Source organism: Mycobacterium sp. 852002-10029_SCH5224772 (assembly GCF_001667315.1).
Lineage (GTDB): Bacteria > Actinomycetota > Actinomycetes > Mycobacteriales > Mycobacteriaceae > Mycobacterium.
On the sequence record NZ_LZHT01000059.1, the window covers coordinates 1 to 13,533 of the forward strand.

Sequence of the window (13,533 nt, forward strand, 5' to 3'; positions counted from 1 at the left end):
CCGGCCCCACCGGCACCGCCGTTTCCCGGCGCCGCGGCCCCCGCCGTTCAGCCGCCGGTCGGACCGACACCCCCGCCCGCGGCGTCGCCGGCCGAGCAGCCCAAGGGCCCCGGCCTGATCGAGCGAATGATCACCTCGAAGCTGCGCGCCCAGCGCCCGTCCTTCCGCACCGACGAAGCCACCTCCACCTTTCGCCTGCCGCTGCGGACCGCGGCGCGCACCACCGGGGTGACGGCGTACCAGCTGGGGCTCGCCGTCGACGGTCAGCAGATGTTGTCGGGCATCTCGTTCACGGCGCATCCCGGCACCATGACCGCGGTCATCGGGCCGTCCGCCGCACGCAACTCGGCGGTGCTGGCGCTGCTGGCCGGCACCAGGGCACCCAGCTCCGGGCGCGCCACCGTCGATGGACACGACGTGCACGCCGAACCGCAGTCCATGCGCACCCGCATCGGGGTCGTCGGCCGCGACGACCAGCTGCACCGGCAGCTCACCGTCGCGCAGGCCGTGAAGTACGCCGCGGAACTGCGGCTGCCGCCGGAGTCCTCGTCCGAGCAGCGCGAGCGGGTGGTCGACCAAGTCCTCGACGAGCTCGACCTGACGCCGCACCGTGACACCCGGATCCGCAAGCTCTCCGCCGAGGTGCGCCGGTGCGCCGCCGTGGCGATCGAGCTGATCGCCCGGCCGAGCCTGCTCGTCGTTGATGAACCGACCGCCGGGCTGGATCCGGCGCAACAGCGCCACGTCATGGCGGTCCTGCGGCGCCAGGCCGACATCGGCTGTGTCGTCGTGGCGGCGATCTCGGCGCGCGCTTCGCTCGCCGACGTCAACATGTGCGACCAGGTGTTGGTGCTCACGGGCACGGGCAAGGTCGCATACCTGGGCGCACCCCTGCAGGCCGAATCCACGCTGGGCTCCACCGACTGGTCGCAGGTCCTCGCCCAGGTGAGCGCCGATCCCGAGGGCGCCCACCGCGCGTTTCGCGCGCGCCCCCAACCATCGACCACCGCGCCAGAGGCCGCCGCGCCGTGGACGCCGCCTGCCCGGTTGCCCCGCAACCGCCAGATCCGGTTGCTGGCCCGACGCGAGGTCCGCCTGCTGCTCGCCCATCGCGTGTACTTCGCATTCCTGGCGATCCTGCCGTTCGCGCTGGCGGGGCTGACGCTGTTGATCCCGGGCGATGCGGGCCTGACGCGACCCGGGCCGAGCAGCGCCAACGGGCATGAAGCCATTGAGATCCTGGCCGCCCTCAACGTCGGCGCAGTGATCCTGGGCACGGCGCTGACCATCCGCGCCATAGTTGCCGAGCACCGCATCTTCCGTCGCGAACAGCAGGTCGGGCTGTCCGCACCGGCCTACCTGGCCACCAAGCTCACGGTGTACGGCCTGGCCGCGGCCCTGTGGACGGCCGTCATGTTCGCGATCGTCGTCGCGGTCAAGGGCAGGCCGGCGGACGGCGCGGCGTTGCTGCACAACGCGACGATCGAGCTCTACGTCACCGTGGCGGCCACCGCGATCGTGTCCGCGGTGATGGGCCTCACCCTCTCGGCGCTGGGCACGGCGCTCCGGGAAGTCCTGCCGCTGGTGGTGCCGGTGATCCTGGCATCCGCGCTCTTCAACGGGAGCCTGGTGCAGCTGGTGAGTCTGTGGGGGTTGCAGCAGATCAGCTGGTTCGTCCCGGCCCAGTGGGGGTTCGCGGCGTCGGCGTCCACGGTGAATCTGCGCAGGACCGACACGCTGGCCGCCGACGTCTTGACGTGGACTCACTACAGCGGCTGGTGGGTGTTCGACATGGTGATGCTCGGCCTGTTCGGTGCCGTCGCGGCCGGGTTCACCCTCTACCGGCTGCGCTCGCCGCTTCCCGGCGTCCAGCACAGGTCGGCCACGACGACCTGAACCGCCGTTACGTGTTCCCCGCGGCGCGAACCGCGCATTACTGTCGGCTTATGGCGCCAGAAATGACAAGCACCGCAGAACATCTCCGCAACGCGCTGGACGGGCGCTGGCGTGATGTCAGGAACCGGATGCGCACGACGCTGACCGAGGACCTGTTCCGCCCGCACTACACCCCGAACACGGTGATCGCCCGCACCAAGGTGGCGGAGCAGATGAGGATCATGGCGGCGTTCGGCGCGGCGGCCGACAGTTTCCGCAAGGAACACGGCGGCACCGGCGACGTGGGCGCGGCGATCACGATGATCGAGATGCTGGCGATGTCGGACCTGTCACTGATGGTGAAGGCCGGGGTGCAGTGGGGACTGTTCGGCGGTGCCGTGGAGAACCTGGGCACCGAGCGCCACCACGAGACTTATGTGCCCAAGACCATCAGCCTGGAGTTGCGCGGCTGTTTCGCGATGACGGAGACCGGGCACGGCAGCGACGTGCAGTCGCTGGAGACCACCGCGACCTACGACCCCGAGACACAGGAGTTCGTGATCAACTCCCCCACCCCGTCGGCGCGCAAGGACTACATCGGCGGTGCGGCCGAAACCGCAACCATGGCAGCGGTCTTCGCGCAACTGATCACCCACGAGGACGGCAAGCCGGTCAATCACGGCGTGCACTGCGTGCTGGTCCCGATCCGCGACGGGGACGGCAACGACCTGCCCGGCGTCACCACGTCGGACTGCGAATACAAGGGCGGGCTGCCCGGGGTGGACAACGGCCGCATCGTGTTCGACCACGTCCGCGTCCCGCGGGTCAACCTGTTGAACAAGTACGGCGATGTCGCCCCCGACGGCACGTACAGTTCGCCGATCGAGAACCCGAACCGCCGGTTCTTCACCATGCTGGGCACCCTGGTCCGCGGCCGGATCACCGTGGGCGGCAGCGCCGGGGCCGCGGGCCGGGTGGCGCTGGATATCGCCACCCGATATGCGTTGCAGCGCAGGCAATTCAACGCCCCTGGCGATGACTCCGAGGTGCTGATCATGGACTACCTGGTGCACCAGCGGCGGCTGTTTCCGTTGATCGCGAAGTCCTACGCCCTGCAATTCGCGCAGAACGAGCTGGTCAGCAAATGCCATGACGTTCAGAGTGCGGACGCACCCGACGCCGACGAGCAGCGCGAACTGGAAGCGCGTGCGGCCGGGCTCAAGGCCGCCAACACCTGGCACGCCAGCCGCGCGATCCAGGAATCCCGCGAGGCTTGCGGCGGCGCGGGCTATATGGCCGAGAACAGATTGATCGGGCTGCGCGGTGACACCGACGTCTTCACCACGTTCGAGGGTGACAACCATGTGCTGACCCAGCTGGTGGCCAAGGAGCTGCTGACGGCATACGCCGACGACATCAAGAGCATGAGCCCCGTCGAATGGGTGCGCTTCGCCGCCAACACCGTCGGTGAACGCGTCATCAAACGTACTGCGGCAGAAGCGATTATCCAAACGATCGTGGACACTCGCCAAGACAGTGAGGAAGAGGGCAGCCTGTTTAACCGCGGCACGCAGATCCAAATGTTTGAAGACCGCGAAGAATATCTGCTGGCGTCGGTGGCGCGGCGGCTGCAGGCGAAATCCAAAGAGATGTCCGAATTCGATGCGTTCAACGCGGTGCAGGACCACGTGCTGCACGCGGCGAGCGCCCACATCGACCGGGTGGTGCTCGAAGCGTTCGTCGCCGGGATCGACGCCTGCGAGAACGAGGAGGCCCGCGAGCTGCTGGGGATCCTGTGCGACCTGTACGCGTTGTCGGTGATCGAGGACGACAAGGCGTGGTACATCGAGCACCGCTACCTGTCCACGGAGCGCGCCAAGGCCGTCACGCGGGGCATCAACGACCGCTGCCGGGCGCTGCGCCCGCACGCCACGACACTGGTCGACGGTTTCGGGATTCCCGAGCGGCTGCGTTACGCCGAGATGCTGCACCCGGAGAACTTGTCGGACGCCGTCACGAGCTGACGGGACCGTCGAAGTCGTTGGCCCGCTGAGTTATTGGTTCGGCACCTTGCCGACGGTTTGCAGCTTGCCGTCCGGGCCGATCCGGAACTTCACCGTCCCGATCCCGGTGGGACAGCACAGCTGATCGTTTCCCTTCTGCCACTGGTATTGAACGGTGACGGTGTCATCCGAGGGTGGCAGCACGGTGATGTAGGGCTTTGCGTTCGGTGTCGCGGTACCCAACGGCCTGTTGTGGTCGAAGAAGAGCAGCTGCTGCGGAGTCGACTCGCTGGCAATCGTCGGAATGACCTGCACCCAGAACAATCGGCAATTCCGGGTGTGACCGCGCCCGATTTCGACCCAGATGGTGCCCGGAACCGCGATGGGAACGGCGGTGATCGCCTGCCGCACGGTGTCGGCCGTCGGCCCGTCGGAGGCTTTGCAGGTATCCGGTTTGGCCTGCGGTGGCGCCGCCGCCGGCTTCCCGCCGCAACCGGCGGCCAGCAAAAGCAACAGGATCACAGTGAGCTGACGCACGCGGTGAGCTTAGCGAAGACTGTGAGTGTGCCGTTGGTTTGGTCGGAAAGGCCCTTCTGAGAGGCGTCGGGCGGGGTTCGAGACGTAACCTCGTGCGGGGCGGATGGTCAATGGTGACCTGCGGTAACGCGATCCTTAGCGACGAATGTCCCCGGCGAATTCACACCGGCTTGCCGGCCGGTGAGAGGAAGAAGTAAACCGGGGGACATTTCGGGCCTCGGCGCCGAAACATGCCTGCTCCACAATGAACTCACTCGATACGGAGCTAACCCGTACGCACTCGACGGAGGGACGCAAGCGTGACCAGGGAGTCCATGGCGAAGCAGAACGCCGTGAACACCATGTGCGCGTATTGCGGCGTCGGTTGCGGAATGGTGTTGCAGGTCACAGCCGATCCGGAAACCGGCCGCAAACACGTCGCCAAGTCGGTTGGCAACAAAGAACATCCGGCCAACTTCGGCCGACTGTGCACCAAGGGCGCGACCACCGCGGACATGCTTGGCGCGCCGGGCCGGATGGACTCGGCGTACGTGCGCACCGATCGCGGCGAACCGCTGGAGCCCGTCGAGATGGATCGGGCGATCACCCAGTGCGCGAGGCGGTTACGGGCGATCATCGACGAGCACGGCGCGGACGCGTTCGCGATGTATGTGTCCGGCCAGATGTCCGTCGAGGCGCAATACCTGGCGAACAAGCTGACCAAGGGCTTCATCGGCACCAACCAGATCGAGTCGAATTCGCGCCTGTGCATGGCCAGCGCGGGCTCTGGCTACAAGCTCTCACTGGGCGCGGACGGGCCGCCCGGTTCGTATCGGGACTTCGAACACGCCGACGTTTTTTTCGTCATCGGCGCCAACATGGCCGACTGCCACCCGATCCTGTTCCTGCGCATGATGGATCGCATCAAGGCCGGCGCGAAACTGATCGTCGTCGACCCGCGCCGCACCGCGACCGCCGACAAGGCGGACCTTTTCCTTCAGATCGCGCCGGGGTCGGATCTCGCGTTGCTCAACGGCCTGCTGCACCTGATCGCCCAGAACGGCCACACCGACCGCGAATTCATCGCCGAGTTCACCGAGGGCTGGGAGGTGATGCCCAGTTTCCTGGAGCAATACACCCCCGACAAGGTCAGCGAAATGACCGGCATCCCCGAGGACGACATCCGCGCGGCGGCTCAGATGATCGGCGAGGCCGGCAATTTCGTGAGCTGCTGGACAATGGGCCTCAACCAGAGCACCCACGGCACCTGGAACACCAACGCGATCTGCAACCTGCATCTGGCCACCGGGGCCATCTGCAAGCCCGGCAGCGGGCCCTTCTCCCTCACGGGGCAGCCCAACGCGATGGGTGGCCGCGAGATGGGTTACATGGGACCGGGTTTGCCGGGGCAGCGGTCGGTGGCCGCGGCCGACGACCGCGACTTCGTCGAAGGCGTGTGGGGCATCCCCCCCGGAACGCTGCGCACCGAGGTTGGCAGCGGCACCATCGACATGTTCTCCCGGATGGCCGACGGCCAAATCAAGGCGTGCTGGATCATCTGCACCAATCCCGTTGCCTCCGTGGCCAATCGAAAGACCGTGCTGGCCGGACTCGAGCGCGCCGAACTGGTGGTGGCCCAGGACACGTTCCTCGAAACGGAGACCAACGAATACGCCGACGTGTTGTTGCCGGCCGCCCTGTGGACAGAGTCCGAAGGGGTGATGGTCAATTCCGAGCGCAACATGACGCTGTTCCAGCCGGCCGTCGCCGCACCGGGCCATGCCATGCCGGACTGGCAGATCATCGCCCGGATCGCCTGCGAGATGGGCTTTGCGGAGGCGTTCAGCTACAACTGCGCCGAGGAAGTCTTCGAAGAAATCAAGCGGTTCTCCAACCCGAAGACCGGTTACGACCTGCGCGGAATCAGCTACGAGCGGCTACGCCAGAGCCCGGTGCAGTGGCCGTGCGCACCGCAGAGCGACGGCGACCGCAACCCGATCCGCTATCTCAATGACGGTGTCAGCCAGACACAGTTGATCCGCGAGGACGGTAGCGTGCCGCGGCTGGCGTTTCCGACGCCAAGCGGTCGCGCGGCGTTCTTCGCCCGCCCGCACCTGCCGCCCGAGGAAATGCCCGACGACGACTACCCGTTCCTGCTGAACACCGGGCGCCTGCCGCACCAATGGCACACCATGACCAAGACCGGCAAGGTTGCCAAACTCAACAAGCTCAACCCCGGCCCCTTCGTCGAGATCCACCCCGATGACGCCGCCCGCCTGCACATTGCCGACGGCGATCCGATCGAAATCGCCTCTCGCCGCGGCCGCGCCGTCCTGCCCGCGGCCGTCAGCGACCGGGTGCTTCCCGGCAACTGCTTCGCGCCCTTCCACTGGAACGACGCCTTCGGCGAATACCTGTCGATCAACGCCGTCACCAACGATGCCGTCGATCCGATTTCGAACCAACCGGAATTCAAGGCGTGCGCCGTCACCCTGACGAAGATCGTGGTCCCTGAACCTGATTCGGCCCACCTGACGCCGGTGACCACTGACGCACCGGAAACCGCGGTCACACAGGGCCGGCACATCAGCGTGTCACAAGTCGACGCGCTCGGCGAATTGCTCGGCGTGACAACGCTACCCACGCCGGATTTCAACGAACGCGGCCGCGCATACCTTGCCGGGATGCTGTCCGGGCTTCGCTCGGACGCCGGTCGCCGCACCGCCGGGGTGCCCACTCTGCCGCTGAGCGCGCCGTTCGATTCGAGCACCCGGCTGTGGCTGGACGGCCTCCTGGCGGGACTGTTTTCCCGTGTCGACGGGCCCCCGCCGGTGGCGCCCCCATCGGCTCCGATGCCGGCCGTCGAGCAACCGCCCGTCGCACCAGCCGATCCCGCGCCGGCGCCCGAGCGTGCTCCCGTCGTGGTGCTGTGGGCATCGCAGACCGGGAACGCCGAGGAGCTTGCCGCCGACATCGCCGCGCAATTGAGCGACGCCAAAGTGCCGGCCGCGCTGTACAGCATGGACGACTTCCCGCTGGCGCAGCTGACGACGACGCGGGACCTGTTGCTCATCACCAGCACCACCGGCGACGGCGAAGCCCCCGACAACGGCGCCGGCCTCTGGCGGGCGCTGACCTCCGACAGCGCACCGCGATTCACCGATACCCGCTACGCCGTGCTCGCGCTGGGTGACTCCAATTACGACGATTTCTGCGGCCATGGACGTAGCCTCGACGTGCGCCTCGCCGAGCTGGGAGCGACCCGCCTCGCCGACCGTGTCGACTGCGAACCCGACTACGACGACCCCGCGGCGAAGTGGCTCGGCGACATCATCGAAACCCTGACCCGGACACCCACATCCGTCGGCGGCGACGGAGGGGGGCCCGCGCCGGCTCCTGCTTCCGCGGTGGTGGCGCCGTCGCGCCCGAGCCGGTCCGCAACGAGCACCTACAGCAAAAAGCATCCGCTGATCACCGACATGGTCCGCAACACCATGCTGAGTCGGCCCACCTCGACAAAAGACGTGCGGCAGTTGGTTTTCAACCTTCCGGAAGAAACCGTGACCTACGAGGCCGGTGACGCGCTCGGCGTGTGGCCGCGCAACAGCGACCAGCTGGTCGACGAATGGCTGTCCGTCACCGGACTGGACGGGCAGACCCCCGTCGAGGTCGGCGAGCACGGCCTGATGTCGTTGCGCTCCGCACTCACCGAGCGCATCGAGATCGCCCACATCAGCCGGGACCTGGTGCGGTTCGTGCAGGAACGCACGGGCGATCCGAAACTCGCGGAGCTGCTGAAGCCAGAAAACAAGCGCGCACTTTCGGATTGGACGTGGGGACGCCAGTCCATCGACCTGCTGGCGCAGCTGCCGGTCATCGCATCCGCCCACGAGTGGCTGAGGGTCCTCAAACGCCTTCAGCCGCGGTTGTATTCGATCTCGTCGAGCCCCAAAGAGTGCCCGGGGGAAGTCCACCTGACGGTTTCGCCGGTGCGCTACAACTTCCAGGGCGTCCCGCGCCGCGGCGTGTGTTCGACCTACCTCGCCGACCGCTCCCCCGGCGATCGGGTTGCGGTCTATCTGCAGCAGTCAAGCAATTTCCGGCCGCCCGGCGACCCGGACACTCCGATGATCATGATCGGGCCGGGCACCGGGATCGCACCCTTCCGCGGCTTTCTGCAGGAACGGCGCGCGCTCGGGCACACCGGACCCAACTGGCTGTTCTTCGGCGAGCAGCACGCCGCCACCGACTACTACTACCGCGACGAACTCGAGCAGATGCGTGACGACGGCTTCCTCACGGAGTTGGACCTCGCGTTCTCCCGGGACCAGCAGCACAAGGTCTACGTGCAGCACCTGATGCGCAACCGTGGGGCGCAGCTGTGGAGCTGGTTGCAAGACGGCGCACAGCTGTACGTCTGCGGCACCGCCGATCCCATGGCCAAGGACGTCGACCGCGCGCTCTGCGAGATCGCGGCCGAATTCGGCGACCTCGACCCCGACGCGGCGACGGCCTACGTCCAAGCGCTGAGTGCCGACAAGCGCTACCACCGCGACGTCTACTAGCACCGGTCTGCGACGTCGAATTTGTAATACGGCGGCAACATCGCGCATCCGCCTACGAAACATCCGAGTCGCACGATGCACTCAAAAGGTCGCGCACCTGAAGGAGTCGCCGCATGACTCGGGAGTGTGATGGACCCGATCGGGTCATCGAGAACGGCTGCCGGCTGCAATGCCGCCTGCGGCACGGCGGCGTGACGGAGGTCCCGGTCGATGAGCGCGTCGATTGGGCGGGGCTGCCCGTCAACCTGGACTTCGCGTTCTCGCGCGATCAACGCGACAAGGTCTACACGCAGCACCTGATGCGCAGGCGCGGCACCCAGTTCGGGCCCTGGCGGCGCGGTGCCTACGTGTGCGTCTGCGAGATCGGGAGCGACGGCGCGGAGACGCCGCAGATCACCTCGGATGCTCGGTGACCGAATGGTCCGGCCCTTCCTGGGCGGCAATGGACGCGAACAAAACCTCGAATGCTCCTGAGCGCCTTGGATACCCGCAGGGGCGCGACCTTGCCTGGGCGTCTCGCGTCACCGCCGTGCGGGCAAATCCGGCTCAACACAAGATTTTCCTTCAAGCTGACGCTAATCGCGCCTGACAGACTGGGATTCACATTCTGGTTAGACTCTGCGGGTGGCAGATAGGCCGTCGTCATATTTGGTGTTGGCGTCGCAGCGCAGCGGTAGCACGCTGCTGGTCGAATCGCTGCGTGCGACAGGCGTGGCCGGCGAGCCTCAGGAGTTCTTCCAGTACTTGCCGGCAACCAGCCAGTCCCCGCAGCCGCGGGAGTGGTTCGCCGGGGTCGACGATGAGTCGATCCTGAACCTGCTCGATCCGTTGGACGCCGGGACGCCCGACCTCGCGCCACCCGAAATCTGGCGCAGCTACATTCGCACCGTCGGAAGAACACCGAACGGGGTGTGGGGCGGCAAGCTGATGTGGAACCAGACTCCGCTGCTGCTGAACCGTGCCAAGGACCTGCCGGACCGTAGTGGCGACGGACTGCTGGCGGCGATCCGCGACGTGGTGGGCGAGGAGCCGCTGCTGATTCACGTCTACCGGCCCGACGTGATTTCGCAGGCAGTGTCGTTTTGGCGGGCGGTGCAGACGCGCGTCTGGCGCGGCAGGCCCGATCCGGCACGTGACGCGCGCGCCACCTATCACGCCGGCGCGATCGCGCACGTCGTCACCATGCTGCGGGCCCAAGAAGAGGGCTGGCGAAATTGGTTCGCCGAAGAGAACATCACACCGATGGAGATTCCCTATCCGATGTTGTGGCGCAACCTGACTCAGGTGGTCGCCGCCATCCTCGAGGCGCTGGGGCTCGACCCCCAACTAGCGCCCCACCCAGTGCTGGAGCGTCAGGCGGACCATCGCTCTGACGAGTGGGTGGACCGTTACCGTGCCGATGCCGAAAAGCGCGGCCTGCCAACCTAATCAACGCCAAGCCAACCGCGTGCGTCTCGTAAGCGACCCCGCGAGCCCGAAAAGGCCTGACAACGGCGTGCGCCCTCCGGCGGGTTGCAGAACGTGAACGACGCCGCACGGACGCTTCTTTCCGACGCGAGACAGAAGAGGCTGTATCGCGGCAGTGGGCAATGCCCACCCGGCGCCGGGATTAACCACGCGTTTCACCGAGTTAACAGCTCCAATAAGGTAGTACTCGGGAACGAGGTCACAGCACAGATGAGCCGGATCGACGTGCAGGACGAATGTCTTATAGTGGGGCTATGCCACAGTCCACGCAGCCGCGCTTCGTCCTTACGCGCCGCCCGACCGTGGACTGTTGTTGTTGATTTCCTGACGCCTTCCAACGCTCAGCCACGTGTGGCGCCCGACGCGGGCAGAATCACTAGTTCGCCGGGCAAAACCCCATCAGGCGCTACTCACAAGCCCCTCAGGAAGCTCAACCAGCAAATGATCGATTTGTTCACACCGCGCCGGACCGCATCCGAGTCCGCAACCAATATCGGCATCCGCCGGCAGGCCGAAACGCCCTGTTCTGACATCGTTGAGGAAATCAGATGAGCATTGCCGAAGACGTCACACAGGTGATCGGGAACACGCCGCTGGTCCGGCTGCGCCGGGTGAGCGAGGGCGCCGTCGCCGATGTCGTCGCCAAACTCGAGTTCTTCAACCCGGGAAACAGCGTCAAGGACCGCATCGGGGTGGCGATGATCGATGCGGCCGAGAAGGCAGGGCTGATCAAGCCCGACACGATCATCCTCGAACCGACGAGCGGGAACACCGGTATCGCCCTGGCGATGGTGTGCGCGGCGCGCGGCTACCGATGCGTGCTGACCATGCCCGAGACGATGAGCGTCGAGCGGCGGATGCTGCTTCGGGCCTACGGCGCCGACATCGTCCTGACGCCGGGCGCCGACGGCATGCCGGGCGCGATCGCAAAGGCCGAGGAGTTGGCCAAGTCCGACCAGCGGTATTTCGTTCCGCAGCAGTTCGAGAACCCGGCGAACCCGGCGATCCACCGCGCGACCACCGCCGAAGAAGTGTGGCGCGACACCGATGGGCGGGTCGACATTTTCGTGGCCGGGGTGGGAACCGGAGGCACCATCACCGGTGTCGCTCAGGTCCTCAAGGAACGCAAGCCGTCGGTGCAAATCATCGCGGTCGAGCCGGCCGCCTCACCCGTGCTGTCCGGTGGGCAGAAGGGGCCTCACCCGATACAAGGCCTCGGCGCCGGGTTCATCCCGCCCGTGCTCGACGAGGACTTGGTCGACGAGGTCGTCACCGTCGGCAACGAGGAATCGCTCACGCTGGCCCGCCGGCTTGCCGCCGAAGAGGGGCTGCTGGCGGGGATCTCCTCGGGAGCGGCGGTGGTGGCTGCCCTGCAGGTGGCACGCCGGCCCGAAAACGCCGGCAAGCTCGTTGTCGTGGTACTGCCTGACTTCGGCGAGCGGTATCTGAGCACACCGCTCTACGCCGACCTGGCGGAGTAGCCATGCTCGCAGCCATACGGCGTGATATCCAGGCTGCTAAGCAGCGGGATCCGGCGGCCCCCACCACGGCGGAGGTGATCTTCGCGTATCCCGGCGTGCACGCCATCTGGGGTCATCGGATCAGCCACTGGCTGTGGAACCGCGGCGCACGGGTGGCGGCGCGGACGTTGGCCGAGTTCACCCGCATCGTGACAGGGGTCGACATCCACCCGGGCGCCGTGCTGGGCGATGGCCTCTTTATCGACCACGCCACCGGCGTGGTGATCGGGGAGACGGCGGAGATCGGTGACGACGTCACGCTGTACCACGGCGTCACCCTTGGTGGCAGCGGCTCGGATACCGGGAAACGCCACCCGACCGTCGGGGACCGGGTCATCATCGGCGCCGGCGCGAAGGTCCTCGGAGCGATCAAAATCGGCGACGACAGCCGGATTGGCGCCAACGCCGTGGTGGTCAAACCCGTCCCGTCCAGCGCCGTTGTCATCGGGGTCCCCGGACAGGTCATCAGCCGCCACGGGCGAAACAGTCCGGACGACTCGATGATGCCCGACCTCGTGGGCGTCAGCCTGCAGTCGCTGCTGACGAGGGTCGACAAGCTGGAGGCGATGAACAACGGTCAGCAATCCGGCCGGGTTATCCGCCCACCCGAGGCCGGAGTCTGGCACGGCGAGGACTTCTCCATCTGACGGCGTGGACTACGGATGATGGCGAAAGTCGTTGCGCTACAGGCTAGTCCGACGAATCCCGGTGTGCGCTAGTGCCTTCCCGGTGAGGTGGCGAGTCGCTGGGATGTGAGTGGCGCCCGCGGTTGTCGACACTGATCCGTGCCTGAATCGGCAGCACTTGCTCCCCCGCCTGGACTCGAACCAGGAACCCTTCGGTTAACAGCCGAATGCTCTGCCAATTGAGCTACAGGGGACTAACCCGACCGCGGGACGACTCTAGCGTACTGGCACGACGACGCCCAACTGGCGCGGGCCACTCGGATCGACCGCGCACGCACCCGGCCCCGTGAGGCAGGATGGAGCCATCGATAGTCGGGAGGAACGCTTTGATCCGGTATGTCGTCGTGCTGGGACTGGGTTACGTGCTGGGCTCGAAAGCCGGTCGCCGGCGATACGAGCAGATCGTCGGCACCTATCGCGCGCTGACCAGCAGCCCCGTGGCCAAGTCGATGATCGAGGGGGGACGCCGCAAGATCGCGAATCGGATCTCCCCGGACGCCGGCTTCGTCACGCTGGCGGAGATCGACGACCAAACCGCCATCATGGAACGCGACGTCGAGCCGGACGACGACGCGCTCGAGGCCTCTACTCGTCGCCGCTAGCCTGCTCCAGCAGGCTGCGCCGGTAGGCCTCCATCGCGACCAGGTCGCCGAACAGCGCGTGGTACTCGTCGCCCTGTTCGATCGGCGACATGCGCTGCAACTTCGACTTCACCTCGGCGATCTGCCGGCCCATCCACACCTCCTGCAGCCGGGCCAGCACGCCGGCGATATAGCGCGGCATTTTCTCCTCGTCGACCTGGATGGACTCGACACCCAGCTCGCTGATCAGGCCCGCCGTCAAGGGCGACGGCGCCCGATCGCGCACCGCCTCGAGCCACTGCGCGCCGGTGACCCCGCCC

The 13,533-nt window shown here is 66.7% G+C and carries 9 protein-coding genes, 1 tRNA gene and 1 pseudogene; 8 read left to right on the forward strand and 3 right to left on the reverse strand.

Features of this window, described 5'->3' with window-relative positions; translation table 11 throughout:
- Together A5775_RS11400 and A5775_RS11405 are read left to right on the forward strand one after the other, a co-directional pair.
- Window positions 1-1,896 (forward strand): ATP-binding cassette domain-containing protein (locus tag A5775_RS11400; protein ID WP_231995153.1); only part of this gene is annotated, 1,896 nt, incomplete at its 5' end.
- Between the two features lie 50 nt (window positions 1,897-1,946).
- Entirely contained in the window at window positions 1,947-3,899 is a 1,953-nt protein-coding gene (locus A5775_RS11405) for an acyl-CoA dehydrogenase (protein ID WP_067251997.1), read from the forward strand.
- Window positions 3,900-3,929: 30 nt separating this feature from the next.
- On the opposite strand, the gene A5775_RS11410 is transcribed toward A5775_RS11405, so the two are convergent.
- Window positions 3,930-4,400, reverse strand: a complete 471-nt coding sequence (locus A5775_RS11410; RefSeq protein WP_067251999.1) for an LppP/LprE family lipoprotein — start codon at window positions 4,398-4,400, stop codon at window positions 3,930-3,932.
- A 329-nt stretch (window positions 4,401-4,729) separates the two neighbouring features.
- Here A5775_RS11410 and A5775_RS11415 point away from each other — a divergent pair, with 329 nt between their 5' ends.
- From A5775_RS11415 to cysE, 5 genes are all read left to right on the forward strand, one after another.
- Window positions 4,730-8,959, forward strand: coding sequence for a bifunctional nitrate reductase/sulfite reductase flavoprotein subunit alpha (locus tag A5775_RS11415; RefSeq protein ID WP_067252002.1), 4,230 nt, complete (start codon window positions 4,730-4,732; stop codon window positions 8,957-8,959).
- A 146-nt stretch (window positions 8,960-9,105) separates the two neighbouring features.
- Entirely contained in the window at window positions 9,106-9,372 is a 267-nt protein-coding gene (locus A5775_RS11420; protein WP_067252014.1) for a hypothetical protein, read from the forward strand.
- A gap of 211 nt (window positions 9,373-9,583) precedes the next feature.
- The gene (locus A5775_RS11425; protein ID WP_067252004.1) at window positions 9,584-10,387 is read left to right on the forward strand and encodes a Stf0 family sulfotransferase; all 804 of its coding nucleotides are present in this window, start codon (window positions 9,584-9,586) and stop codon (window positions 10,385-10,387) included.
- A 587-nt stretch (window positions 10,388-10,974) separates the two neighbouring features.
- Window positions 10,975-11,907 (forward strand): cysteine synthase A, encoded by a 933-nt coding sequence (gene cysK, locus A5775_RS11430; RefSeq protein WP_067252007.1) that lies wholly within the window; start codon window positions 10,975-10,977, stop codon window positions 11,905-11,907.
- A gap of 2 nt (window positions 11,908-11,909) precedes the next feature.
- A complete protein-coding gene (gene cysE, locus A5775_RS11435; protein ID WP_067252009.1) occupies window positions 11,910-12,593 on the forward strand; it encodes a serine O-acetyltransferase in 684 nt (227 codons plus the stop codon).
- Between the two features lie 160 nt (window positions 12,594-12,753).
- Here cysE and A5775_RS11440 read toward each other — a convergent pair.
- Window positions 12,754-12,826: transfer RNA gene (locus tag A5775_RS11440), tRNA-Asn, on the reverse strand.
- A 132-nt stretch (window positions 12,827-12,958) separates the two neighbouring features.
- On the opposite strand from A5775_RS11440, the gene A5775_RS11445 reads away from it, so the two are divergent.
- Window positions 12,959-13,234 carry a hypothetical protein gene (locus tag A5775_RS11445; RefSeq protein WP_067252011.1) on the forward strand — a complete coding sequence of 92 codons (276 nt, stop codon included), beginning with the start codon at window positions 12,959-12,961 and terminating at the stop codon, window positions 13,232-13,234.
- On the opposite strand, the pseudogene A5775_RS11450 reads toward A5775_RS11445, so the two are convergent.
- Window positions 13,218-13,533, reverse strand: a pseudogene (locus A5775_RS11450) (DNA primase); the annotation flags it as partial. The gene A5775_RS11445 and the pseudogene A5775_RS11450 sit on opposite strands and share 17 nt — an antisense overlap.